Source organism: Nonomuraea sp. NPDC050643, assembly GCF_040654715.1.
GTDB lineage: Bacteria > Actinomycetota > Actinomycetes > Streptosporangiales > Streptosporangiaceae > Nonomuraea.
On sequence record NZ_JBFAIM010000001.1, the window covers coordinates 336,591 to 361,350 of the forward strand.

A 24,760-nucleotide genomic window follows, 5' to 3' on the forward strand; every position below is an offset into this window, starting at 1 on the left:
GTGGGCCTAAACCTTTTGCTGTGATTTGAAACGAATCTGTGATCTTGGGACGGCAAGGCGTGACAACGCGCCGCTGACATACCGCTTGAACTGGCGCGGGCCGGCCACGACCACCTCGCGCTCGGCGATGTCGGGAATCTCACGGCTCAGCCCGGAGGCGCTCACGCGCTCCTTGGCCCGCGGGTCGTGCTCGTCGCCCACGACGAGGATGAGGTTGTAGCGGGACTCCAGGTCGCGCAGCTCCTCGGTGGCGCGCGTGGTCCGGTAGACGGCCACGGTGTCGGTGTCGCCGGCCAGCCGCTCCCGCAGCGAGCCGGGGTCGAGACCGGCGGCGATCAGCAGGGCCGGCCTGGTCGTGTGCGGGACGCGGTGGCTCCAGACCGCCATCACGGCCGCCATCGCGTACAGGAGGAGCGAGCCCGTACGGCTCAGCTCGGTCACGTAGGCCGTGGAGCTGAACTGGTGTGCCACCAGCAGCGCGCCCGCCAGGTAACCGCCGAGCCGCAGCCGCTGCCTGGCCTCTTCGGTGCGCAGGTAGTCGGCGGCCCTGACACTGAGGAACCCGAGCGCCACGAGCAGCGCCGCCGCGGCGTACGCGGTCGGGGTCCACGGGTATCCGAAACCCGGCTGGATCGCGCCGAACTCGGCCACCGCGACCCCCGACCAGAAGAGGAGGGGGCCCTGATTAGCATTCGCCTTGCTAGCCATGCCTCTCACGATCCTGAATGAACATGAAAGGTTTCTGAGTAGGGTCTGAAACATGGCTAACGTGCGTGTTGAACGGACTGAAGAGGGCGGATTCCGGGCCACCAACGCCCGTGGCGCCGAGGTGCGGATCGGGAGCGGCGACGAGGACGGCGTGTTCACTCCCGTCGAGTTGCTGCTGGCGGCGGTGGGCGGGTGCAACATCGTGACCGTCGAGCCGCTCACCGCCAAGCGCGGGCAGCGGCTGCTGCGCCTGGCGATGACCGTGCGGGCGGAGAAGGTCGAGTCGAACAAGCTGGGCCCGGTGACGATCACCTACGACGTCGAGGTGCCGTCGGAGCAGGCCGACGAGGTGTTCAGGGCGGTCGCCGGGCGAGTGCACGAGAAGTACTGCACGGTGAGCAGGTCGCTGGAGGAGGGCACGGAGGTTCGATTGGAGCTTCCGTAGGTGGATTAAACAGATATTCGACCCTGTTATGACGCGACCGTTGCATTCGTCTCGGTAGCGTTGTAGCAGGTCAGGAGCACTGCGACTGACCGATGGACCTTCACCGATGCGGACGCGGAGGGGGACCGCGGTTCGCGAGAGCGGGACCGCCGGCGTTTTTGGGGGAAAGCGCCGGCCTGGACCGCCGCCGATCGGGCCGGGCAGCTTTGGGGGAACTGCCCGGCCCGATCCATGCCCGGACACTCTGGACACCCGTTTCCCTGCGTATCCTGCGGAGACGTGAATAAAGTTCTCATTGACTGTGATCCCGGCATCGACGACGCGCTCGCCCTGGCCCTGGCGGCCGGCTCCCTCGACGTGGTGGGCGTCACCACGGTGGGCGGCAACGTCGATCTCTCCCTGACCACGGCGAACGCGCTGGCGCTGCGCGAATTCCTCGACCTGGGCGACGTGCCCGTCACCCCGGGCAGCGCGGGCGCCCTGCTGCGGCAGACCGTCCGGGCGGCCCATGTGCACGGGACCTCGGGGCTCGGCGACGTCGTCCTGCCCGCGCCGGAGCGGGGGCCGTCGCCCGGACACGCGGTCGACTACATCGTGGAGACGCTGAAGGCGCACCCCGGTGAGATCACGCTCGTGGCCGTCGGGCCGCTGACGAACGTGGCCCTCGCCGTACGCAGGGAGCCCCGCGTCGTCGAGTGGGCCCGCGACCTGGTCATCATGGGTGGCTCCTACACCCGGGGGAACCACAATCCGGCGGCCGAGTTCAACATGCTGGCCGACCCCGAGGCCGCGGCCATCGTGTTCGAGGCCGGGTGGACGGTGACGATGCTGGGCCTCGACGTGACGCTGCGCGCGGTGGTGACGTCGGAGGTGCTGGAGCGGATGCGGGGGCTCGGGCGGCTGTCGGACCTGCTGGTGCCGGCCGCGCGGTTCTACGGGGTGGTGTCGGCCGAGGGCGGGCCGGCCATCCATGACGCGTGCGCGGTGGCGTACGTGCTGGATCCCTCCTTGTTCACCTGTGTGCCGGCGGTGGTGAACGTGGAGACGGCCGGGCAGTTCACGCGTGGCATGACCGTGACGGACTTCAAGGTCGGCGACCGGCGGGCGAACGCGTCGGTGGCGACCTCGGTGGACGTCACGCGGTTCTGGGATCTGGTGCTGGGGGCGTACGCGAGGCTGGGGGCCAGGCTGGGGTAGAGCGGCGCGGGCACCGTTCGGCGGCTGATAGAGTTACATCTGTTGCGCCGCTAGCTCAGTTGGTTAGAGCAGCTGACTCTTAATCAGCGGGTCCGGGGTTCGAGTCCCTGGCGGCGCACCATCTCTCCCAAAGCCGCCCGGTTTCGCCGGGCGGTTTTGCCGTTTCCGGGGCGTCGCGCTCCGCTGAGACCGTGACGCGGAAAGGCCCCCTGCGCCGGGGGCCTTGGGGCGTTCAGGCCGGGCGTTCGTCCACGCCGACGGCGCCGACGCCGCTGGTGAAGATGCCGCCGCAGTAGCCCTGCGATTCGCCGTAGCCGCCCGGCGGGAGCGTCACCCACTCGCCCACCACGTCGGGCGCCCGGCCGCAGACCACGACCGCCCGGAAGATCCAGTTCCGGCCCGTGGGGTTGCTGCACGCGGCGATGCCGAGATCGTTGTCGGCGGCGTGCACGAAGGTGCGGCAGTTGAGCACCGTGGCCGCCGCCGACGCGGGCGTGGCCGGGATCCCCGACACGAGCACGAGCGAGCCGGCCACCGCCGCGGCGACACGTCTTCCTCTGGACATTGCCCCTCCTATGCCTGGACGCTACTTTCCGCAGTTGATCGTATGCGGCGAGTAGCGGCTGGCCTAGGCGTCAGAGGCTGCGGCCTCGCTCATGAGTCCTGCAGGCGGCGGATCATGGCCTGCTTGGCCAGCGCGAACTCCTCGTCCGTCAGGACACCGGAGCGGTGTAACTGACCGAGCTCGGTCAGGCGGCGCAGGACCGCGTCGTGCACGTCGTCGGCCGCCGGCGCCGGCGGAGGCGGCAGCTCGGCCACGTCGCGCGGCAGCCGGGCCAGCACGGCCGCGGCCACCAGGGCCGTCGTGCCGCCGAAGCGCTGGATGCCCCACGACACGCAGTGCAGGTCCTTCTGCGGCGGCTTGGCCGGGCCCTCGCCCTTGATCCGGAAGCGCAGCGTGCCGTAGCCCATGCCGGACTGCGGCTTCCACTCCACACCGCTCACGTCGGAGAGCGGGAACTCCTGCGGCCCTGCCTTCTCCTTCTCCGTGCCGGCGAACCCCGTCCACTCCAGCCGCACCCGCTCCCCGTCGAAGACCGCCGTGCCGTCGCCGGCCGTGGCGGAGATGGGCACGCCGGGGACCGGCAGGAGGTAGTGCTCGCAGGCGGCGCTCGGCGTCTGGTAGACGAGCAGGGTGTCGCGGATCTCGTCGGCGAAGTATTCGGCGGCGCCGGTGCGCGTCTTCGGCACGGCCAGCCGGTAGGGGTCCGCCGGCGGCGCCAGCGTGCCGGCCACGACGTCGGACAGCGCGTCGGCCCCCTTGCGGAGCCGGAGCCGGAGGTGACCGCCCTTGCGGGCGGGCTCGAAGGTCACGCCCGCGATCGCCTCGAGCGGCACCGGCACCTCGCCGAGCGTCTTGCGCAGTTCGTGGACTTCCTTGTCGCTGCCGGGGACGATGCGGAGCATTTCCCCGTTGAACGTCCACGACCCGTCGGGGACGGCGATCTCGGCCATATTCTCAGCCTAGGACACGCTCGGGGACACGACCGCAGACGAGATCGCAGACGAAGGAGCGGGATGGAGATCTTCACGAGTTGGCCGTCGTGGGCGCACGCGGAAGGCCCGTTGGCCAAGGCGCTCCCGACGCCCACCGTGGACACCCTGCGCGAGGCGGTCGCCTTCGCCCGGCGGCAGCACGGGGTGCAGCAGCGGCCCACCGGGAGGCCCTACCTGGAGCACCTGCTCGAGGCGCTGGAGGTGGCCGTGACCGGCGCCCGGCTGGTCGACAGGGACATGCTGGTGGCGATCGTGCTGCACGACGTGCTGGAGGACACGCCGTGCACCGAGTCGGAGGTCGCGCGGCGGTTCGGCCCCCGGGCGGCCACGCTCGTGCGGTGGGTGACCAAGCCGCGCGGCGGTGTCAAGGCCGACTATCTGGCCTCGCTGGTCAAGGCGCCGCCGCAGGCCGTGCTGGTGAAACTGGCCGACCGGGTGAGCAACGTGCAGGAGTTGCAGCGGATGCCGTGGCGGTTCCAGCGGCGCTACTACCTGGAGACCGTCGCGTACATCATGCCGCTGGCGGGGGTCCACCCGTGGTTCGCGCAGTGGTTCGGGGAGTGGCGGGCTCAGTGGCGGCGGGTGGAGCGGTGGCCGGCGGGCTAGCCCTCGATCCTGGCCACGCGGTTGCGTACGCCTTCGAAGTGCGCGTGGACGGCCGCGACGGCGGCCGTCCTGTCGCCCCTGAGCACGGCGGTGTAGATGTCGCGGTGCCGTCTGGCCACGTCGCCGGGGGGTTCGTCGGGTGCGCCGAGGGCGCCGCGGAGCTGGTAGTAGACGTCCCAGAACGCGCCCAGAAGCTGGCTGACCAGGGGATTGCCGAGGGGACGGTAGAGGAGGTCGTGGAAGAGGCGGTCGGTCTCGGGGGAGACCAGGCCGGCCTCCGCCTCGGTCTCCATCCGCGCCATGACGTCCCCGACCGGGGTCAGGTCCACCTCGGGGCCCAGCTCGATCAGGCGCTGCACTAAGCCGCTCTCCAGGATCTCGCGGATCTCGACGAGGTGGGCGAGGTGGTGGGCGCCGTTCTGGAGGGTGATGCGGCTGTGGAAGGTCAGCTCGTCCACGAGCCCCGCCAGCGACATGCGGCCGACGAACATGCCGAAGCCGTGGCGGATGTCGACGATGCCCACCGCCTGGAGGGCCTTGAGCGCCTCCCGGACCGAGTTACGGCTGACCTGGAGCTCCTCCATGAGCTCGGATTCCGTGGGGAGAGGATCTCCGGCCACCAGTCCGCGCCGGACGATGAGGTCCTTGACGCCCTCCTGGGCCTCGGCGGCACGGCTGGGGCGCGCCGGACGCGGGACTGTGGTCATGAAGAATCCTTTCATCGTAGGTAACAATCCGGAAATCTTCCGTTGACCTCAAGCAGGCCTGGCGTTTAGCGTCCACCTTACGCACAAGATAGGACATGGGATGTCCCACGTTCTACCCCTTCAGGAGGCATCCGTGAGCTCTGAGTTCAGCCGCCGTGACTTCCTGCGTTACAGCGGGGCCACCGGGGCGGCGGCGTTCATCGCGGCCACGCTCTCCGCTTGTTCCGGAGGCCCGGCCTCGACCGGTTCGGTCGGTGCCGGAACCAACAAAGACCTGATCACCGCTGTGATCGGCTACGGCAACGACCAGAGCTGGGATCCGACGCAGACCGCCTCGGCCTTCGCGATGGCCGGGATCAGCCACGTCTACGAGGGGCTGCTCGACACCGACCCGGTCACCCGCGAGCCCTATCCGGCCCTCGCCACCGCGCTGCCGACCGACCTGAACGCCACCACGTGGACGTTCACGCTCAGGGACGGCGCCAAATGGCACGACGGGCAGCCGGTCACCGCCGACGACGTCGTCTTCACGTTCGAGCGGATCATGGGCCCCGACAACGTGCTGACCGGCAACTTCTTCAAGTCCTGGCTCCAGGAGGTGAAGAAGGTGGACGACAGGAACGTGGAGCTGGTGTTCAAGTTCCCGTTCCCCGACGCGGCGCCGCGACTGACGATCGCGAAGATCATGCCGAAGCACGTGTTCAGCCAGGCGGGCGCCTGGGACCAGGCCAAGGGCGGCAAGGCCGTGGGGTCGGGGCCGTACCAGCTGGTCGCGCACAACCCCAAGTCCAACAGCTCGTTCGAGGCGTTCGACGGCTACAACGGCCCGCGCCCGGCCACGGTCAAGAAGATGAACTGGCTGACGATCGTGGACGCCGCCGCCCGCGTGGCCAAGATCTCCGGCGGTTCGGCCGAGGCGCAGATCGCCGACAACATCCCGTACGCCAACGTCGAGCAGCTCAAGCAGCAGGGCCTGACGGTCGAGGGCGGCAAGGGCATGAACCACATGTTCCTGATGTTCAACACCGGCACCAAGCCCTTCGACGACGTACGCGTCCGCCGGGCGCTGCACTACGCCATCGACAAGCAGAAGATGATCGACGTGGCGCTCAAGGGCCACGGCACCGCCTCCAGCTCCTTCCTCAACGAGGGCCACCCCGACCACAAGCGGGCCTCGGTCGTCTACGACTACGACCCCGAGAAGGCCAAGGCGCTGCTCAAGGAGGCGGGCGTCACCGACCTGACGATCAACCTCATGGCCGTCAACGTGAGCTGGATCGCCGACTGCCTGCCCACCATCGCCTCCTCCTGGGAGGCCATCGGCGTCAAGACCACGCTGGAGCCGCAGGACACGGCCGCGCTGTTCACCAAGATGGACCAGTTCCAGGAGTATCAGGTCGTCGCGGCGGCCTCTAACCCGAACCAGTTCGGCATGGACGCCGACCTGATCCTGCACTACAACTACGTGCCCGGCGGCCTGTGGATGAAGTACAGCCACTGGGACGGCACCAAGGACGCCGAGAAGCTGTTCTCGATGATGGACGAGGCCGGCAAGGAGACGGACAAGGCCAAGAAGACCGCGCTGATCCACGAATATCTGGACTTCGTGGCCGAGCAGGCGATCCTCTACCCGGTCGTCCACAACGAGCTGATGACCGCCTGGGACCCGAAGAAGCTGTCCGGCATCCGGCCCCAGCCGTACCCGGGCATCAACCTGCTGCAGGCCAAGAGGACATGACGTTCGTCGCCAGGATGCTGCTGCGGCGGCTCCTCATCCTGATCCCGCTGCTGCTCGGCGTGGTCGCGTTCGTGTTCATCGTGATGCGCTTCTCCGGCAGCAAGCCGGAGTACGCCTACTTCCAGGGCGCGAACCCGACCCCCGAGCAGGTCCGTCAGTTCCAGCTCGAGAACGGCCTGCTGGACCCGCTCCCCCTCCGGTACGTGCGCTTCGTCGCCGACCTCGCGCAGGGCGACATGGGCACCAGCGTGCTGACCAAGAAGCCGGTCATCGAGTCCGTGACGACCGCGCTGCCGCTGACGTTGCAGCTCACGTTCCTGGGCCTGGCCGTGGCGGTGGTGCTCTCGCTGGCGTTCGGCGTGACGGCCGCGCTGTTCCGCGACCGCTGGCCCGACCAGGTGATCCGCATGGTGTCGCTGGTCGGGGTGGCGGCGCCGGCGTTCTGGCTGGCGCTGCTGATGATCCAGTGGCTGGCGGTCGGCGAGGGGCTGTTCCCGACCGGCGGGTACATCAACCCGGCCGACTCCCTGACCGGCTGGCTGCAGTCGATGACGCTGCCCGCCCTGTCGCTGTCGCTGCCGATCGCGGCCCAGCTCATCCGCATCATCCGCACGTCGATGGTGGAGGAGCTGGACCGCGACTACGTCCGGACCGCGATCGGCAGCGGGCTGCCGATGATCGTGGTCGTCGGCCGGAACGTGCTGCGCAACGCCCTGATCAACCCGCTGACCGTGCTGGGCCTGCGCATCGGCTACCTCATCGGCGGCACCGTCGTCATCGAGACGATCTACGGCCTGCCCGGCATGGGGCAGCTCATGATCAACGCGGTGCGCGACGGCGATCCGGCCGTCGTCCAGGGCGTCGTGCTCACCATCGCCGTCGGGTTCATGGTCGTCAACCTCGTCGTGGACGTCCTCTACCTGCTGGTCAACCCCCGCCTCAGGAGTGCCGCATGAGACCGTTCCGGATGAGAGGGGGGCTGACCGAGCGCCTGTCCCGGCCCGGTGTCGGGTTCCGCAGGCTGACGCCGCTGTCGTGGGTGTCGGTCGGCATCATCGCGGTGGTCGTGCTGGCGGCGCTGCTGGCGCCGTGGATCGCGCCGCACTCGCCGTACTTCCAGGAGGCCGCGGGGGGCGGGCCGTCCGCCGCGCACTGGATGGGGCTCGACAGCGCCAACCGCGACATCCTGTCCAGGCTCCTGTACGGCGCCCGCTGGTCGCTCATCATCGGTCTCGGCGCCACCGGGCTCGCCCTGGTGGCCGGGGCGATCGTGGGCGCGGTCGCGGCCACCTCGCGCCGGGCCGTGGACGAGACCCTCATGCGCGTGCTCGACGTGATCATGGCCTTCCCCGGCATCGCGCTGGCGGCCGTCCTCGTGGCGGTGTTCGGCGGCAGCATCCCGGTGCTGGTCATGGCCATGGCCTTCCTCTACATGCCGTCCGTGGCGAGGGTCGTGCGGGCCAACGTGATCGCCCAGTACGGCGAGGACTACGTCGCCGCCGAGCGCATCATCGGCGCCCGCACGCCGCACATCCTCATCAAGCACGTCGCGATCAACTGCGCCGCCCCCGTGCTCGTGTTCTGCACGGTGATGGTGGCCGACGCGATCGTGTTCGAGGCGTCGCTGTCGTTCATCGGCGCCGGCGTACGCCCCCCGAACCCCTCGTGGGGCAGCGTCATCGCCGACGGCAAGAACCTGGTCCTGCTCGGCGGCTGGTGGGCCACGGTCTTCCCCGGCCTGCTGATCCTGATCACCGTGCTGGCCCTGAACATCCTGTCCGAGGGCATCTCCGACGCCTGGGCCGCCCCGGCCGCCCGCAAGGCGTCGGTGAAGAAGGACGACGCCTTCGAGCAGGCCCGCCCCGGGTCCGGCGAGATCGTCGAGCTGCCCGGCCTGGCCGAGGCCGCGCGCCGGCTGGCCGAGCGGGCCCGCCCGCTGCCACAGGGCCCGCCGATCCTGGCGGTCGAGCGCTTGCGGATCGGGTTCGCCGAGGGCGTCGACATCGTGGACGGCATCGGCTTCGAGGTACGCCCCGGCGAGGTGCTCGGCCTGGTGGGCGAGTCCGGCTGCGGCAAGTCGCTGACCGCGCTGACCATCATGGGCCTGCAGCCCCGCGACGCCCGCGTCAGCGGCCACGTCCGGTTCGACCAGCGGGAGCTGCTGTCGGAGCCGCGCCGGGCGCGCAGGAAGCTGCTCGGCCACGAGATGGCGATGATCTACCAGGACGCCCTGTCCTCGCTGAACCCGGCCATGACCATCAAGGCCCAGCTCAAGCAGCTCACCCGGCGCGGCGGCCGGCGCAGCCCCGCCGAACTGCTCGAGCTCGTCGGCCTCGACGCCCGCCGTACGCTGTCGTCGTACCCGCACGAGTTGTCGGGCGGGCAGCGGCAGCGGGTGCTGATCGCGATGGCGCTGTCGCGCGAACCCAAGCTGATCGTCGCCGACGAGCCCACCACCGCGCTGGACGTGACCGTCCAGGCGCAGGTCATCGAGCTGCTGCTGAGGCTGCGCGAGGAGCTGGGGTTCGCGCTGATCCTCGTCTCGCACGACCTCGCGCTGGTGGCCGACGTGACCGACCGCGTGGTCGTCATGTACGGCGGCCAGATCGTCGAGACCGGCGTCACCTCGGCTCTGGTCGGGGCGCCCGCCCACCACTACGCCCGCGGCCTGCTGGGCTCGGTGCTGTCGCTGGAGGCGGGGGCCGAGCGGCTCACGCAGATCCCCGGCGTGGTGCCCGCCCCGGCGGACTTCCCGCGCGGCTGCCGGTTCGCCGATCGATGCCCGATGGTCACGGACGTGTGCCGTACCGAGACGCCGGTGCTGGAAGGGGACGCCACCCACGCGGTGGCCTGCCACCATCCGGCCCCGGGAAGGGTGAGCAGCGTGGGGAGTGAGCAACGTGCTTGAGCTGAAGGACGTGCACGTCGTGCACAAGGCCCGCTCCGGCGGCCTGCTGTCGCGGGACCGCGTGTACGCGCTGACCGAGGCCAACCTCACCGTCGGCCCCGGCGAGACGGTCGGCATCGTGGGGGAGTCGGGCTGCGGCAAGTCCACGCTGGCCAAGGTGCTGGTGGGCCTGCAGCGGCCGACCGAGGGCACCGTGACCTTCCGCGGCAAGGAGCTGTGGGGACTGAAGGAGTCCGAGCGGCGCGCGCTGGTGGGGTCGAGCGTAGGGATGATCTTCCAGGATCCGTCCACGGCGCTCAACCGGCGTCTGCCCATCCGGCAGGTGCTGCGCGACCCGCTCAACGTGCACGGCCGCGGCACCCCCGCCCAGCGTGACGAGCGGGTGCGGGAACTGCTCGACCTGGTGGGGCTGCCCCCGACCGTCGCCGACGCGCTGCCGAGCCAGTTGTCCGGCGGTCAGCGCCAGCGCGTGGCCGTGGCCAGGGCGCTCGCGCTGGAGCCGGACCTGGTGGTGGCGGACGAGCCGACCAGCGCGCTCGACGTGTCGGTGCGGGCGCAGATCCTCAACCTGCTGCTGGATCTGAAGGAGCGGCTCGGACTGGCGCTGGTGTTCGTCTCGCACGACATCCAGACCGTGCGCAGGATGAGCGACCGCGTGGTCACCATGTATCTGGGCAGGATCGTGGAGCAGACGCCGGCCCAGGCGGTGCCGCTGGGGGCGCGGCATCCGTACACGCGGGCGCTGTTCTCGGCCACACCCGGGCTGATCTCGCCGATCAACCCGATCCCGCTGGTGGGGGCCGTGCCCTCGGCCACGAAGCCGCCGAGCGGGTGCCCGTTCCGTACGCGGTGCTGGCGGGCGGACGACGTCTGTGCCGAGGAGATGCCCGCCGCCCGGACCGACGATGACCATCTCTTCCACTGCCATCATCCGGTGGCGGCGGGAGCGACCGATGTTGAGCTGATTCAGGAGCGTGTATGAGTTTGACCGGTGTGATCCCTCCCGTATGCACCCCCATGACCGCCGACTACGAGGTGGACGCCGCCTCGCTCGTCCGGCTGGTCGATCATCTGGTCGACGGCGGGGTGGACGCGTTGTTCGTGCTGGGGTCGTCGTCGGAGGTGGCGTACCTGACGGACGCGCAGCGGCGCACGGTGCTGGACACCGTGGTCGGCCACGTGGGCGGGCAGGTGCCGGTGCTGGCCGGGGTGATCGACATGACGACGCCGCGCGTGCTCGACCACGCGCGGGTCGCCGTCGAGGCCGGGGCGTCGGGACTGGTGGCGACGGCGCCGTTCTACACGCGTACGCATCCGGAGGAGATCCGGACCCATTTCCGCATCCTGGGCGCGCGGGCGGGGCTGCCGGTCTACGCCTATGACCTGCCGGTCTCCGTGCACACCAAGCTGAGCGCCGGGCTGCTGCTCGAGCTGGCCGCCGAGGGCGCGCTGGCCGGGGTCAAGGACTCCAGCGGCGACGACGGCGGCCTGCGCGAGGTCATCATGGGCCGCGAGGCGCCGTTCAGCGTGCTCACCGGCTCCGAGGTGACCGTGGACTCCGCGCTGTGGATGGGCGCCGACGGCGTGGTGCCCGGGCTGGGCAACGTGGACCCGCAGGGGTACGCCGAGCTGTACCGCTGCGCCTCCCGCGGTGACTGGGAGGCGGCCAGGGCGGAGCAGGAGCGGCTGGTCAGGCTGTTCGAGATCGTCAAGGTCGGCGGGTCGCGCATGGGCGGCAGTTCGTCCGGCCTCGGGGCGTTCAAGGCCGCGCTGCACCTGCGCGGCATCATCGACTGCCCGATCACCGCGCTTCCGCAGACCCCGCTGAACGACGACGAGGTCGGCCGGATCGGCAAGCTCCTGGCGACCGCCGGACTGCTCTGACCCGGCGGGGAGCCGCTCAGGCCGGGCTGGCCATCCGGGCCACGTCGTCGGCGCCGTCCTCGATCAGCTTCGCCGCCAGGTCCGACAGCGCCCGCCCGGCGGCCAGCTCGTCCCCGATGCCGGGCACGGGCCGGTCGTGCGGATTGCGGCGGGCGTGCCCCACGCTCTCGTGCCGTTTGCCGTCCGGGGTGAAGAGCACCGCCGTGGCCGTGGTCAGAGCGTCGTCATCGTCCTCGCTGATCCAGATCTGGATGTTCCACTGCTTGTACTCCATGACGACCACCTCCCTATGTCCGAGCCTCTCTCTGGGAGGCCCGGACGTAAAGGCGGCCGTCGGCTCCCGGCTTGAGCCGCCCGAAGCAGGTCTTCCCCATGGTGATTGCAGCGAGACGCAACCGTATGACAATCGGCGGCCAGCACCCTGGACACCGTGACTACTGATGACAAGCCCGCCGTCTGGGAGATGGTGGTCGTCCACCGCTTGTTCCGCCGCGAGCTCAAGCTCGCCCCGGAGCTCATCCGCCGGGTCACTCCCGGGGACACGGCGCGCGCCGCGGTGCTGGCCGCGCACGTCAAGGAGATCCTCGCCGGGCTGCACCATCACCACGAGGCCGAGGACAAGCTGCTCTGGCCGCTGCTGCTGGAGCGGGTGACGTTCGAGACCGAGCTGGTCAACACCATGGAGGCCCAGCACGAGCGCGTGGCCGACCACATCGAGGCCCTGAGCGGCCTGATCCCCGCCTGGGAGCGGAGCGCCGCCGCCGAGGACGGGGAGCGGGTGGCCGCCACCATCGAGCGGCTGCACGACGACCTCCTGGTCCATCTCGACCAGGAGGAGGAGCGCATCCTGCCGCTGGTCTCCGAGCACGTGACCAAGCAGGAGTGGGACCGGCTCGGCGAGTACGGCCGCTCCCACCTGTCCAAGGAACGGCTGCTCATCCAGCTCGGCGCGTTGCTGGAGGACGCCACGGACTGGGAGCGGCAGGCGTTCCTGGGGCTGCTGCCGCTGCCCGCCCGGGTCATGTGGGCCCTGGTCGGCGAGCGCCGGTACCGGAAGGAGATCGCCCGGGTGCGTGTCGCCTGATCAGCGGGCCGGAGTGCGGCGGTGGCCGCCGCCGGTCAGCGGCTCACGCCGTCGGCGGGGCGGCTCAGCAGGTCGAGGTCGGCGCGGCGGGGCAGGCTCTCCCAGTCGCCCTGGGAGGTCACCGCGAACGCGCCCGCCGCGCACGCGGTGCTGAGGCGCTGGTCCGGGTCGGCCCCGGCCAGCCAGTCGGCCAGCCAGCCGGCCGCGAACGCGTCGCCGGCCCCCACCGAGTCGACCTCCGTCACCCGGTAGGGGGACGCCCGTCGTACGACGCCGCCGGACAGCTCCATGGCCCCCTCCGCGCCGAACTTGACCAGCACGTGCCGGGGCCCCAGCGCCGCCAGCGCCTTGGCCAGCTCTTCCGCCCCCTCGATGTCGGCGATCAGCCGGCCCTCGGCCTCGGTGGCGAACAGCACGTCCACGTCGCCGACCGTCTCGCGCAGCCACGCCCCCGCCTCCTCGGGCGTCCACAGGGCCTTGCGGTAGTTGACGTCCAGCGAGATCGGCACCCCGGCGGCCCGGGCCGTGGCGATCGCGTGCCGCACGGCCTCCCGCGCGGAGGCCGACAGGGCCGGGGTGATCGCCGAGACGTGCAGCACCCGGGCCGACGCGATGAGGGCGGGGTCGAGGTCGGCGGCGGACAGCCGGGAGCCCGCGCTGTCCTTGCGGTAGTAACGCACGTCGATGAGGTCGGCCGTGCGCCTGCCCTTGATCATCAAACCGGTGGGCGCCCCGGGGTCGGGGATCGCGCGCACGTCCACGCCCTCGCCCGCGAGCGTGGCCCGGATGAGGTCGCCGAACTCGTCGGCCCCCACCCTGCCCACCCACGTGGCGTCGTGCCCGAGCCGGGCCACGCCGATCGCGACGTTCGACTCGGCGCCGCCCAGGCCCAGGTCGAAGTCGCGGGCGAAGCGCAGCGGGCCCGTGCGGCGGGCGGCGAACAGCGCCATGGTCTCACCGAAGGTCACCAGCTCGGTCATCGGTTCGGGCTACCCAGCTTTCTCGAGATCCGCGCCGCCGCCTCGGCCACCAGTGGTCCCAGCTCGCGCACCCGCGCGGCGGTGATCCGCGAGGTGAGCCCGGAGACGGAGATGGCCGCGGTGACGGCGTCGTCGTGGTTGAAGATCGGCGCCGCGACGCAGCGCACCTCGGGTTCGTTCTCGCGGTCGTCCACCGCGTAGCCGCGCCGGCGGATGTGCGTCAGCTCGGCGCGCAGCCGTTCGGGGTCGGTGATCGTGTGCCTGGTCCTGGGCTCCAGGACCAGCTCGGCCAGGGCCTCCTCGGGCTGCCAGGCCAGGATGGCCTTGCCGACCCCGGTGGAGTGGGCGGGGCCGCGACTGCCGATGCGCGAGGCCATGCGGACGTTCGCCTCGTTCTCCACCTTGTCGATGTAGACGACGTGCGGCGGGTCGTAGACGACCAGATGGACGGTCTCGCGCACCTCGCTCATCAGCCGGTGCGACTCCTCGGCGGCGACGGCGCGCAGGTCGAGCGTGGCCAGGTAGGACTGCCCGAGCCGGAGCGTGCCGTGCCCCAGCCGGTAGGCGCCGGTCCTGCGGTCGCGGTCGAGCAGCCTGGCCTCGATGAGGGGCACGGTCAGGCGCAGCACCGTGCTCTTGGACAGGCCCACGGCCTCGGAGAGCTGGGTGAGTGACAGGCCCGAGTGCTCGCGTACGTGGTCCAGCACGGCCAGCGCGCGTCTGAGCGAGGCTGACTGGTTGCGTTCCGGCACGTGGTCCAACATACCGGCGAAACGGCTATGCAACATATCGTTGTGCACTGCACAACAAGGCCGGATGGCGCGACCAGACCCCGCCCGCGGCGCTGCTCGTCCTCTTCGAGCCGGACGAGAACGACGGGGGCGGGATCAGGGAGGGGTCGGTGCTGACCTTCTTCGTGGCGGTGCGGCGGCGGGTGTCAGGGCTTGGCCGGGCGGTCAAAGACTGAAATATCGTGCTTGTCCCCGGGAGCCAGGAACTCCAGCAGCCGCCGCCCCTCCTCCTCGACCTCGTCCATGACGCCGATCGGCTCCCACTGGTGGAGGTTGAGCGTGGAGGTGCCCTTGGCGCGGGTGACCGTCCAGTCGCCGGCCGTGACGCCGTCCACCAGGATGGCGCGCGGCTGCACGTTGGTGCCCATGAAGCCCTGGATCGCGGCCAGGCCCGTCTCCGTGATCACCCGGGAGCGGTCGGCGTGGGACAGGAAGAGGTTGTCGAAGTCGTACATGAGGCGGACCGGCGCCGGGGTGTCCTCGCCGGGGCGCGGGGCGTCGGGCAGGTCGTACAGGGTCCTGCCGCTCTCGTCCCTGAACCGGAGCAGGTCCAGCCCCTCCACCACCTCGCCCAGCCGCGTCAGCCCCGACCACGTCTGCACGTCCATCACCGACGCCGGCCCGAACGCCGCCAGATACCGCCGCACCAGCTCGGGCAGCGTCATCGGCTCGACCTCGAGGCCCAGCAGCCAGGACTCGGCGCTCGTATGCGCGACCGGCCCGCTCCTGCCCCACAGGCCGCGCGGCGGCACCTGCACCAGCGGCACCAGCCAGCGCACGCCCTGGCCCAGCGCGTGGGGGTCGTTGTCCGGCCACCGCTCGGCCAGCGCCCGCCCCAGGTCGGCGAACGTCATGGGCCGCTCCTCCAGCAGCGCCCGCCCGGTCGCCGCCAGCTCGTCCAGATCCACCCCGGCCAGTTTCCTGCCGAAGGTCGTCCGCGTCCCCCGCTCGGTCACCGGCTGCAGGGGCGGTCGCATGGCCAGGCAGTCGCGGGCGGTGACCAGGTGGATGGTGGAGCGCTGCAGCGCGAGGCGGACCAGCTCGCGCGAGGCCAGCAGGTCGGAGGCGTCGGCGGGCTTGAAGCCCTCGATGCGGTTCCACAGGCCGGTGTACCAGGTGTGCGGGGTCTGCGCCTGCAGCCCGCCCAGGTGCTCCACGACCTCGGTCACGGAGCGGGTGGTGCGCCGCAGCAGGTGCTGACGCTCCAGCGTGGCCCGGTTGAGCGCCCTGCGGCTGATGAGGGGATCCATGACACCAAGGTAGGGGCTATTGCGGCCGGTCCCGGGCCGCAATAGCCCCAGCGAAGCCGGCGGATCGCCGGCGTGTGGCCTTCTAACGCCTGATGGTACGCGCGTTTCCGTACTCTCTGAGGAATTCATCCCAGTCGGTGTGCTGGGCGATGTGAAGATCGCCGTAGTAGCGCGAGATCGTACGCTCCATCGGGAAGTACGCGCTCAGCCCGCCGCATCCCTCCACCTTCTCGCCCTGGTGCGCCTCGTTGATCACGAAGCCGCCCGGGCCGTGGATGGCCAGCAGCTTGTCGGCCACCGAGGCCAGCGTCGGGTCGGTACGGGAGTCGGCGACCAGCGCCAGGCAGAGCGTACGCAGGTCCACCAGCGACCGGTCGACGTGGAAGCGGGTCGCCACCGACTGGACGCTGTCCACGACCGAGCGGTTGGTGTGCACCTGCTGCCGCAGCCCGCTCGCGAGCGTCTCGAACTCGCGCATGAACTCCTCGATCCGCGTCGCGTCGACCGCGCACTGCGTGACGGTCTGGTGCGTGGGGCGGAACGACCTGACGTACTCCTCGACCACGATCCGCCCCAGCTCGCGCGCGTCCATGCGCGGGTTCGCCGCCATGGCGGACAGGATCTCGGTGTACGGCCAGCCCTCGTTGGGCTCGACGTCCTCCGAGCCGACGACGACGCCGACGTGCTCGCGCAGCTCGTAGCAGACCTCGAGGTTGCTCATCAGGCAGGCGTCCATGCCCAGCAGGTCGAGCGGCCTGCCGAGGTCCTTGTGGATCCGCTCCATGACCCTGCGCAGCTCGATGGTGTCGAGCGAGTGCATCGTGCCGTCGTCGCTGGCGATCGCGCGCTCCTGTCCGCCCGGCAGCTTGAGCACCTCGCTCAGCGACGTCGTGAACACGGCCTTGGTGATCTCCGGGGTCTGCGTGAGCCTGGCCAGTTCGGAGAAGGCGGGCTCCCCGTCCGACACGGTCATGCGCGGGGTGCGCCGCACGTAGCCCGTCTCGACGTCACGCCGCACCCCGCGGCCTCTGACCTGCGTGTAGATCTGGTCCAGGTCGTCGGGGGTCCAGCCGCCGCCGTGGTTCCAGAGCACCAGCGCGTAGCGCTTGGCGGGCGCGTGCGCGGCGGCCCAGCGGACGAAGTCCACGACCGTCTGCGGATGCCCGGAATCGACGGGCGGCGACAGCTCCTCGATCCGGTCGGGCGCGCCGCCCGGGGAGATCTCCATGCGCCGGGCCCGGCCGCCGGCGTCCTGCCGCTTGACGAAGGCCGTGACCCGGACGCCGTTGTACGACCGCACGGCGCGCAACTCCTCCAGGTCGCGCCCCGCCGCGTCGGACAGGTTGTTGTTGCCCGCCATGTACACCATGACGTTCCACTCGGCCGGCTCGCCCGAGTACGCCGGGCGTTCGGCGGTCATGGTCCCCGGCGTGCGGCCGAGCGCCCGCCAGGTGGTGGGTCCCGCCACACCGTCGGCGGGCAGCCCCTCGCGCTGCTGGAGGCTGAGCAGGGCACCGTACGTGGAGCCGCCGAAGTACCCGTCGGCCCGTACGCGGTAGCCGCGGGCGCGCAGCAGCTCCTGCAGCCGCCTGACCTCTTCCCCTCTGCTGCCGAGCCGCAGCGTGGGCCCGGCCATCAGTCCGCGGCCCAGTGGAAGGTGAAGCACTTGCCGTCCGGCGACAGGTCACCGGTCGGGAGGATGTACATCGGGGTGTGGACGCCGAACATCTTGGCCTTCCACAGCACGATCGAGCCGCCGGTCTGCACGGACCGGGAGTCGAAGGTGGCGTGCGTGTCGCGGTCGGTCTCGACGAAGCAGATCTGCCGGTCGCTGTCGTCGGTGACCTGGATCCCCTTCCACCACAGGCCGTGGGGCGCCATGCTGAGCCGGATCTCGGTGGTGCCGGGCGGCGCGGGGGTCTCGGTCAGGTAGAGCACGTCGCCGTCGCGCAGCCGGTGGGCGTTGACGAGGTCGTTCCTGCTGATCCTGATGAGCTGCAGTGGGGCGCGTCCCGGCATGCGCTCGAAGCGCATGGGCGAGCGCTGGTCGCCGTGCACGATGGCGAGCAGTTCGGGTAGCTGCGAGATGATCGCGGGCAGGGTGGCCTGGAGGATGGGACCGAAGTACCGCTGGTTGAGCTCGCGGTCGGTGACGCGTACGGGGTGCTCGGCGTGCATGCCGCGCATGTTCTGCAGCAGGCCGGGGAGCACCTGCATCATGATCGGCGTGATGGTGCCGATGAGCTGCGGCACGAACTGCTGGAAACGGTCCTCCTCGTTCTGGTCGGTCTCCGCCTTGGCCGGGCCGAAGGAGAGCAACTGCTCCACCAGCGGCGGGATCATGGCCTGGACGACCGGCATGAGGATGGCCGCGACGTCCATGAAGGACCGGTCGGCGGCGAGCTGGGTGTAGGTCTCCTGGATGGTGTAGCGCTGCTGTTGCTGCTGGTACTCCACGGGCCGGTGCTCCATCCGCGGCCCCATCGGCAGCATGTGCGGCTGGTTCGGGCGTGCGCCGAACTGGTCCGCTGCCTGGTGGGTCAGCTGGAGGCCCTGGAGGATCATGGGGAACAGCACGTTCAGAATTCGTGCCTCCGCTCCCCGCTGCTCCTCTGCGATGTAGGACGGCATGATGTTCTCCCGGCGTTTTGGGGCATTCGTCCACGCTGGACGCTATGAACGGGCCCTGCCGCGAGCATCAGGGAACGCCCTGGGGATTACCCCGGGGTGAGTCCCTAATGACGGGAGGAACTGACTCGGGTCAAACGGACACTGGACGGTCGCCTGGCCAAGGCCCACCATGAATCTTGGCCAGGGCAACGCAGGCCAGGGGGTGAGTACGATGACAGCCCGCGCCCTCCGCAGCGGACCCGAGCGCTCCCGCGACGACCAGTTCGTCGGACGATGTCGTGAGCTGGCGGTACTCCATGCCCAGCTGGGCCGCGTCTGCGAGGGCCGCTCCAGTCTGGTGGTGCTGGAAGGGCCGGCCGGGGTCGGGAAGACGGCCCTGGCCGGGGAGTTCCTGTGCGCGATCGAGAACGCGGTGGTGCTGGAGGTCAGCGGGGACGAAGGGGAGTCGGGGCTGGCGTACGGGGTGCTGGGGCAACTGGGGACGCAGGCGCAGGCCGTACCGGAGGTGCTGGCCGGGGCGCAGGCGACAGTGCAGCCCACGGCCCCGGCGGCGCAGACCGGGGCGCACGGTGCCCGCACGCGGCCAGATCCGCTGGTCGTGGGGGCCGCGTTGCTGGAGTTGCTGGCCGAGCTGCAGCGCACGGCGCCCGTGGTCATCGCGATCGACGGGGCGGACTGGGCGGACCTGCCCTCGTTGCAGGCGCTGACGTTCGCGCTGCGCAGGCTGCGTACCGATCGGGTGCTGGCGATCCTGATCGCCAGGGAGAGCGACCACCCCCGGCTGCCCGACGGGCTGCGGCGGCTGCTGCGCAGCAGCGCCGCGCTCCGGCTGCCGCTGAACGGGCTGAGCGCGCGCGAGCTGCAGGCGCTCAGCGCCCGGCTCGGCCCGGTACGGCTGACGCCGCAGGCCGCCGAGCGGCTGCACGAGCACACCAAGGGCGTGCCGTTGCACGCGCGGGCGCTGCTGCAGCAGGTGCGGGCCGAGACCCTGGCCGACGTGGACGCGCCGCTGCCCGCGCCCAGGGCGTACACGACGCTGGTGCTGGAGCGGCTCGCGCAGTGCGGGCCGGCGGCGCAGCGGCTGCTGACGGCGGCCGCCGTGCTCGGCACGTCCGCGCCCCTGCACCTGGTGGCCCGCATGGCCGAGCTGGCCGAGCCGCTGCACCTGGTCGCCCGGATGGCGGAGCTGGCCGAGCCGCTGCCCGCGCTGGAGCAGGCGACGGGCGCCGGGCTGCTCGTGGAGTGGCGCACCGGGGCCGGGGTCTCGGTGGGGTTTCCGAACCCGCTGGTCAGGGCCGCCATCTACCACGATCTCGGGCCCGCCACGCGGCGCCGCCTGCACCTGCTGGCCGCCGACCTGGCGGACGACGTGGTGCACCGGCTGCACCACCGGCTCGCCGCCGCCGACCAGGTGGACGAGGCGCTGGTGCGGGAGGTGGCCAGGGTGGGGCGGCGGCAGGCGGCGGCCGGGCGCTGGTCGAGCGCGTGCGGCTGCCTGACCAGGGCGGTACAGCTCACGGCGGAGGGCCCCGGCAGGGACCGGCTGATCGCGGAGGCCGTCGAGGCGCTGCTGGCGGCCGGGCGCCCTGGGGACGCCGCGGCCCTGGCCGCCCAGGTGGCACCAGGGGCCGACCCTGGGGTCCGCGACTACGCGCTGGGGTCGGTGGCGCTGGTGGCGGGACGGGTACGTGAGGCGGTGGGGCGGCTGGACAACGCCGGGACGCACGCCGGGCAGGACGCCTCCCTGACCGCCTGCATCGCCGCCCGCCAGGCCATGGCGGCGCTGCTCACCGGCGAGGGGCGGGTCGCCACCCGCTGGGCCGGGCAGGCCGAGGGGGAGCTGGTGCGGTTCGCGGAGCTGGTGGGGCTGGGGCTGGCGGGACGCGGCGACGAGGGGCTGGCGCTGTGCCAGGAGCTGCCGGTGCCGGGGCAGGGCGGCCCCGGGGATCTGGACGCGCTGCTGGGGCGGGGGATGTTGCGGCTGTGGGCCGACGACCTGGCCGGGGCGCAGGCGGATCTGCTGGGCCTGCTCGGCATGGGCGCGGACCGGTCCGCGTCGTTCCAGGTGCTGGCGGCGATCGCGCTGGCGCAGGCCGAGTACCGGCTCGGGCGGTGGGACGAGGCGGTGGGGCACGCCGAGGTGGGCGCGTCGGCCGCCGACGACTTCGGGCAGGCGTGGCTGGGGAGCTACGCCCATGCCGCGGCGGCCCTGGTCCCGGCCGCACGGGGGGAGTGGGACCGGGCCGTCGCGCACGTACACGCCGCCCGCGCCGCCTGCTCGCCCGACAACCCCACCGCCCTCGTCTGTACGGCCGGCGCCGACGCCCTGGTGGCCACCGCCCGCGGCGACCACGAGGCCGTCATCGCCGCCCTCACCCCGCTCACCAGGACGGACCTGCCCGACGAGCCCTCCATCGTGCTCTGGCGCACCCTTCTCGCCGACGCCCTGATCGGCGCCGGCCGGCTCGACGAGGCCGAGGCGACCCTGGTGCCGTGCGAGTTGCTGGCCCTGGACAGGGAGCGGCGCAGCGTCCTGGCCGCCGCCGCGCGGGCCAGGGCCGGGCTGCACGCGGCCAGGCACGACCCGGCCGAGGCGGAGGCCGGCTACCAGGTGGCCCTGGAGCACACGGCCAAGATCGAGATGCCGTTCGAGGAGGCGAGGATCCGGCTCGCGTACGGGACGTTCCTGCGCCGCAGGGGCCGCAGGTCGGCCGCCGCGGAGCAGCTCGAGGCGGCCCAGCTCACGCTGTCGCGGCTGGGGGCGCTGCCGTACCTGGAGCAGTGCGATCTGGAGCTGGCCGCGAGCGGGCGGGCGGTGCTGCTGCCCCAGGACACCGCCCGGCTCGGCCTGACGCCGCAGGAGCACACGGTGGCGGTGCTGATCAGCAGAGGGCTGACCAACCGGCAGGCGGCGCGCAAACTCGTGCTGAGCGTCAAGACCGTCGAGTACCACCTGAGCCACATCTACACCAAGCTCGGGATAACCTCGCGTACCGCGCTGATCGGGCGCCTGGGCGACCTCGGTGAATAGGTGCCGTACCGTGGCTGCATTGTGCTGACCTTCCACGTGCTCGGGCCGCTCGCCGCGCGGCTCGACGGTGAGCCCGTCGCCCTGGGCAGGCCACGCCAGCGCTCGGTGCTGGGCCGCCTGCTGGCCGCCGGTGGCCAGGTCGTTCCGGTCGATCGCCTCATCGACGACCTCTACGCCGGCGAGGCGCCGCCCAAGGCGCTGGCCGCCGTCCAGTCCTACGTCTCCAACCTGCGCCGCGCCCTCGAACCGGGCCGGTCCCCGCGCGCCCAGGCCGGCGTGCTCGTCACCCAGCCGCCCGGTTACGCGCTGCGCCTGGAGGCCGGCGCGGTGGACGCCTGGCGGTTCGAGAGCGTGGTGGGCGACCCGGCGGCCGGGCACGAGCGGCTGGCCGAGGCGCTCGCGCTCTGGCACGGGCCCGCCTACCAGGAGTTCGCCGGCGCCCATTGGGCCGACGCGGAGGCGGGGCGGCTGGAGGAGCTGCGCCTGTCGGCGGTCGAGCGGCATGCCGGCGCGGTCATCGGGCTGGGGCGGGCTGCGCAGGCCGTACCGGAGCTGGAGCGGCTGGCCGGGGAGCATCCGCTGCGGGAAGGGGCGTGGGCGCTGCTGGCCAGGGCGCTCTACCGGTGCGGCCGGCAGGGCGAGGCGCTCGGCGCGCTGCGCAGGGCCCGCGCGCACCTGGCCGCGGAGCTGGGCGTGGATCCCGGGCCCGAGCTGCGGCGACTGGAGGAGGACATCCTCGCCCAGGCCGCCCACCTGAGCGAGGCCGCGCCCCCGCCCGCCCCGGCCGCCAGGATCGCCGTGGCGGGTCAGGCGTACGTCGGCCGCCGCGCCGAACTCGCCGCCGTGACCGCCCTCGACGGCGGCGCCGTGCTGGTCGGCGGCGAGCCCGGCGCGGGCAAGACCGCGTTCATGGAGCAGGTACGCGCCACGCTCGAGCGCAAGGGCTGGGCCGTCGGCTGGGGCCGCTGCCCCGAGCACGAGGGCGCACCGCCCGGCTGGGCCTGGGCCGAGCTGCTCAGGCAGTTGGCCGCCCGCTTCCCGCCCGGCGACCAGGAGGCTCTCGCGCCCCTGCTGTTCGACACCCCGGTACGCGGCGACGTGCCGGGCGCCCGGTTCCGGCTGCGCCGGGCGGTCGGCGCGTTCGTCACCTCGATCGGCCGCCCGCTCCTGCTCGTGCTCGACGACCTGCACCGGGCCGACGCCGAGACCCTGGCCATCCTCACCCACGTGATCGGCGAGGCCGCCGGGCCGCCGGTCCTGGTCGTGGGCAGCTACCGGCACACCGAGCCCAACGACCACCTCGCCGACGCCCTGGCCGCCATCGCCGCCCACGAGCCGCTGCGCGTCGAGCTGACCGGCCTGACCGCGACCGAGGTGGGCGAGCTGATCAGCGTCACCTGCGGCCGGCCCGCCACACCCGAGACGGTCGCGCGGGTCGCCGAGCGGACCGGCGGCAACCCGTTCTTCGTCAGGGAGACCGCCCGGCTGCTCGACGCCGAGGGCGTCGTGGCCATCCCGGCGGGGGTGCGCGACGTGCTGCGGCGCCGGGTGGCCAGACTGCCCGCGCAGGCGCAGACGATCCTGCGGCACGGCGCCGTCATCGGCCGCGAGAGCGACGTGGACGTCCTGACCGCCGTCAGCGGCGCCGACGAGGAGACCGTGCTGTCCGCCATCGAGTCCGGGCTGGTCACCGGGCTGCTGACCGAGCCGGAGGCGGGGCGGCTGAGGTTCGCGCACGCGCTCGTCCGCGACACCCTGTACGACGACCTGTCCCGCGTCCGCCGGGCCCGCCTGCACCTGCGCGTGGCCCGGGCCATCGAGGAGCACGACCCCGGCGACGTGGCCGCCCTCGCCCACCACTACACCGCCTCCGCCGCCGACCCCGGCAAGGCCGTGCGCTACACCAGGCTCGCCGCCGAGCAGGCCGAGCGCCGCTTCGCCCACCACGAGGCCGCCGCCCTCTGGCAGCAGGCGCTCGACGCCTGCGCCGGTGACCCGCGTGAGCGGCTCGACCTCACGCTGTCGCTGGTGTCCGCGCTGGCCGCCACCGGCAGGCTGGGCACCGCCCGGGCCTACCGGGAGGGCGCCGTACGCGACGTGCGGCCTCTGGACGACCCTCACCTGCTGGCCCAGGTGATCGTCTCGTTCGACGTGCCCACGTTCTGGAGCAACCGGGAGTACGGCACGTTCGACGCGGAGCTGGTCGCGGCCGTCGAGGAGGCGCTCGACCGGCTCCCGCCCGGCGACGGCGGGACCCGCTGCCGGCTGCTGACCGCGCTCGGCTACGAGCTGGAGGGCGAGCCGGGCGAGCGCGGCTACCTCGCCTCCCAGGAGGCCGTCGCGATGGCCCGCCGCCTCGGCGAGCGCCACCTGCTCGTGCTGGCCCTCAACGGCCGCCTGCACCAGAGCTTCCGCTACGGAGGCACCGCCGAGCGCGAACGGATCGGCGCCGAGCTGCTGAGCCTGTCCGGCTCGGACGTGACGGTCGAGGTGCTCGGCCACCTCGTCCTGATGCAGACCGCGGTCAACCGGGCCGACCTCGATGCGGCCGACCGGCACGCCGCCAGGGCCGCCCACCTCGCCGGACTGTACGACCTGCCGCTCACCCTGGCCGTGACCGGCTTCTACGACGGCCTGCGGGCCGCGCTGGCCGGCGACCACGAGGGCGCGGAGTCCCATTACCGCACCGCCGCCGAGCTGGCCGGGCGGCTGGGCATGTGGCAGCACGAGGTGGGGATCCACCTGCTCGCCCGCTACGGCCTGCACCTCATGCGCGGCGACCTGACGCCCCTGCTGCCGGTCGTCGAGCCCTTCACCACCACGGGGACGTGGCAGGAGCAGGCCCGCGAGCTGTACGCGCTGGCCCTCTGCCACGCGGGGCGGGACGCCGAGGCGCGGGCCGTGGTGCCGGCCGAGCCGCGGCCGCTCCGGCGGGACTACTTCTGGCACGTGCTGACGGCGGTGCGCGGGCTGCTCGGCGTCGCGATCGGGGACCGGGGGCGGGCGGAGGCGGCGTACGAGGCGTTGCTGCCGTTCTCGGCCGAGCCCGTGGGCGGCACCGGCTATCTGGCCGTCTGGCCGACGGCGCAGGTGCTGGGCGAGCTGGCGGTGTACCTGGAGCGGCCGGCCGGGCCGCATTTCCGCGAGGCGCTGGCCGTCGGGGAGCGGGCGGGGGTCAGGCCCTGGATCGAGGCCGCCCGGAACGGCTTGACGATCGAAAAACGATCATAACGAAAGCGTAGG

At 72.0% G+C, this 24,760-nt stretch carries 21 protein-coding genes and 1 tRNA gene; 12 read left to right on the forward strand and 10 right to left on the reverse strand.

Translation table 11 applies throughout. From position 1 onward, the window contains the following. Window positions 1-6 precede the first annotated feature (6 nt). A complete protein-coding gene (locus tag AB0I15_RS01470) occupies window positions 7-708 on the reverse strand; it encodes a hypothetical protein (protein WP_358088334.1) in 702 nt (233 codons plus the stop codon). Between the two features lie 52 nt (window positions 709-760). Between AB0I15_RS01470 and AB0I15_RS01475 the strand changes: the two genes are divergently transcribed. From AB0I15_RS01475 to AB0I15_RS01485, 3 genes are all read left to right on the forward strand, one after another. Continuing rightward, window positions 761-1,153: an OsmC family protein gene (locus AB0I15_RS01475; protein ID WP_358088337.1), complete on the forward strand. Its 393-nt coding sequence runs from the start codon at window positions 761-763 to the stop codon at window positions 1,151-1,153. A 279-nt stretch (window positions 1,154-1,432) separates the two neighbouring features. Next, the gene (locus AB0I15_RS01480; protein ID WP_358088340.1) at window positions 1,433-2,350 is read left to right on the forward strand and encodes a nucleoside hydrolase; all 918 of its coding nucleotides are present in this window, start codon (window positions 1,433-1,435) and stop codon (window positions 2,348-2,350) included. Window positions 2,351-2,394: 44 nt separating this feature from the next. After that, window positions 2,395-2,471, forward strand: a tRNA-Lys gene (locus tag AB0I15_RS01485). Window positions 2,472-2,582: 111 nt separating this feature from the next. Here the strand turns inward: AB0I15_RS01485 and AB0I15_RS01490 are convergent. Both AB0I15_RS01490 and AB0I15_RS01495 read right to left on the reverse strand, forming a co-directional pair. Continuing rightward, window positions 2,583-2,915: a hypothetical protein gene (locus AB0I15_RS01490; RefSeq protein WP_358088342.1), complete on the reverse strand. Its 333-nt coding sequence runs from the start codon at window positions 2,913-2,915 to the stop codon at window positions 2,583-2,585. Between the two features lie 89 nt (window positions 2,916-3,004). Next, window positions 3,005-3,865, reverse strand: coding sequence for a DUF4429 domain-containing protein (locus tag AB0I15_RS01495; protein WP_358088344.1), 861 nt, complete (start codon window positions 3,863-3,865; stop codon window positions 3,005-3,007). 63 nt (window positions 3,866-3,928) lie between these two features. On the opposite strand from AB0I15_RS01495, the gene AB0I15_RS01500 reads away from it, so the two are divergent. Then, window positions 3,929-4,513: an HD domain-containing protein gene (locus AB0I15_RS01500; RefSeq protein ID WP_358088347.1), complete on the forward strand. Its 585-nt coding sequence runs from the start codon at window positions 3,929-3,931 to the stop codon at window positions 4,511-4,513. On the opposite strand, the gene AB0I15_RS01505 is transcribed toward AB0I15_RS01500, so the two are convergent. Beyond that, on the reverse strand, window positions 4,510-5,220 hold the full coding sequence (locus AB0I15_RS01505; RefSeq protein WP_358088349.1) for an FCD domain-containing protein: 711 nt from the start codon (window positions 5,218-5,220) through the stop codon (window positions 4,510-4,512). The two genes, AB0I15_RS01500 and AB0I15_RS01505, sit on opposite strands and share 4 nt — an antisense overlap. Window positions 5,221-5,353: 133 nt before the next feature. Between AB0I15_RS01505 and AB0I15_RS01510 the strand changes: the two genes are divergently transcribed. From AB0I15_RS01510 to AB0I15_RS01530, 5 genes are read left to right on the forward strand one after another with little or no spacing between them, the layout of a single operon-like run. Continuing rightward, a complete protein-coding gene (locus AB0I15_RS01510; RefSeq protein WP_358088351.1) occupies window positions 5,354-6,958 on the forward strand; it encodes an ABC transporter substrate-binding protein in 1,605 nt (534 codons plus the stop codon). Then, a complete protein-coding gene (locus tag AB0I15_RS01515; protein ID WP_358088353.1) occupies window positions 6,955-7,914 on the forward strand; it encodes an ABC transporter permease in 960 nt (319 codons plus the stop codon). The genes AB0I15_RS01510 and AB0I15_RS01515 overlap by 4 nt, the downstream gene beginning before the upstream one ends. After that, window positions 7,911-9,866, forward strand: a complete 1,956-nt coding sequence (locus AB0I15_RS01520) for a dipeptide/oligopeptide/nickel ABC transporter permease/ATP-binding protein (RefSeq protein ID WP_358088356.1) — start codon at window positions 7,911-7,913, stop codon at window positions 9,864-9,866. Before AB0I15_RS01515 ends, AB0I15_RS01520 begins: the two co-directional genes overlap by 4 nt. Next, window positions 9,859-10,848, forward strand: a complete 990-nt coding sequence (locus AB0I15_RS01525) for an ABC transporter ATP-binding protein (protein ID WP_358088359.1) — start codon at window positions 9,859-9,861, stop codon at window positions 10,846-10,848. The genes AB0I15_RS01520 and AB0I15_RS01525 overlap by 8 nt, the downstream gene beginning before the upstream one ends. Continuing rightward, entirely contained in the window at window positions 10,845-11,750 is a 906-nt protein-coding gene (locus AB0I15_RS01530; protein ID WP_358088362.1) for a dihydrodipicolinate synthase family protein, read from the forward strand. The genes AB0I15_RS01525 and AB0I15_RS01530 overlap by 4 nt, the downstream gene beginning before the upstream one ends. A 16-nt stretch (window positions 11,751-11,766) precedes the next feature. On the opposite strand, the gene AB0I15_RS01535 is transcribed toward AB0I15_RS01530, so the two are convergent. After that, window positions 11,767-12,024, reverse strand: a complete 258-nt coding sequence (locus AB0I15_RS01535; RefSeq protein WP_358088365.1) for a DUF1876 domain-containing protein — start codon at window positions 12,022-12,024, stop codon at window positions 11,767-11,769. Between the two features lie 156 nt (window positions 12,025-12,180). Between AB0I15_RS01535 and AB0I15_RS01540 the strand changes: the two genes are divergently transcribed. Next, on the forward strand, window positions 12,181-12,834 hold the full coding sequence (locus AB0I15_RS01540; protein ID WP_358088368.1) for a hemerythrin domain-containing protein: 654 nt from the start codon (window positions 12,181-12,183) through the stop codon (window positions 12,832-12,834). Between the two features lie 35 nt (window positions 12,835-12,869). Here the strand turns inward: AB0I15_RS01540 and AB0I15_RS01545 are convergent, their stop codons facing one another. The 5 genes from AB0I15_RS01545 to AB0I15_RS01565 form a co-directional block, all read right to left on the reverse strand. Next, window positions 12,870-13,814 (reverse strand): sugar kinase, encoded by a 945-nt coding sequence (locus AB0I15_RS01545; RefSeq protein WP_358088370.1) that lies wholly within the window; start codon window positions 13,812-13,814, stop codon window positions 12,870-12,872. Then, window positions 13,811-14,578, reverse strand: a complete 768-nt coding sequence (locus AB0I15_RS01550) for an IclR family transcriptional regulator (protein ID WP_358088373.1) — start codon at window positions 14,576-14,578, stop codon at window positions 13,811-13,813. The genes AB0I15_RS01545 and AB0I15_RS01550 overlap by 4 nt, the downstream gene beginning before the upstream one ends. A 173-nt stretch (window positions 14,579-14,751) precedes the next feature. Next, window positions 14,752-15,855: a winged helix DNA-binding domain-containing protein gene (locus tag AB0I15_RS01555; RefSeq protein WP_358088376.1), complete on the reverse strand. Its 1,104-nt coding sequence runs from the start codon at window positions 15,853-15,855 to the stop codon at window positions 14,752-14,754. A gap of 82 nt (window positions 15,856-15,937) precedes the next feature. Then, window positions 15,938-17,521: a clostripain-related cysteine peptidase gene (locus AB0I15_RS01560; protein ID WP_358088379.1), complete on the reverse strand. Its 1,584-nt coding sequence runs from the start codon at window positions 17,519-17,521 to the stop codon at window positions 15,938-15,940. Beyond that, the gene (locus AB0I15_RS01565; protein WP_358088382.1) at window positions 17,491-18,486 is read right to left on the reverse strand and encodes a hypothetical protein; all 996 of its coding nucleotides are present in this window, start codon (window positions 18,484-18,486) and stop codon (window positions 17,491-17,493) included. Before AB0I15_RS01565 ends, AB0I15_RS01560 begins: the two co-directional genes overlap by 31 nt. Before the next feature lie 211 nt (window positions 18,487-18,697). On the opposite strand from AB0I15_RS01565, the gene AB0I15_RS01570 reads away from it, so the two are divergent. After that, on the forward strand, window positions 18,698-21,517 hold the full coding sequence (locus tag AB0I15_RS01570; RefSeq protein ID WP_358088384.1) for an AAA family ATPase: 2,820 nt from the start codon (window positions 18,698-18,700) through the stop codon (window positions 21,515-21,517). Between the two features lie 21 nt (window positions 21,518-21,538). Continuing rightward, window positions 21,539-24,748: a BTAD domain-containing putative transcriptional regulator gene (locus AB0I15_RS01575; RefSeq protein ID WP_358088387.1), complete on the forward strand. Its 3,210-nt coding sequence runs from the start codon at window positions 21,539-21,541 to the stop codon at window positions 24,746-24,748. The last annotated feature ends 12 nt before the right edge of the window (window positions 24,749-24,760 follow it).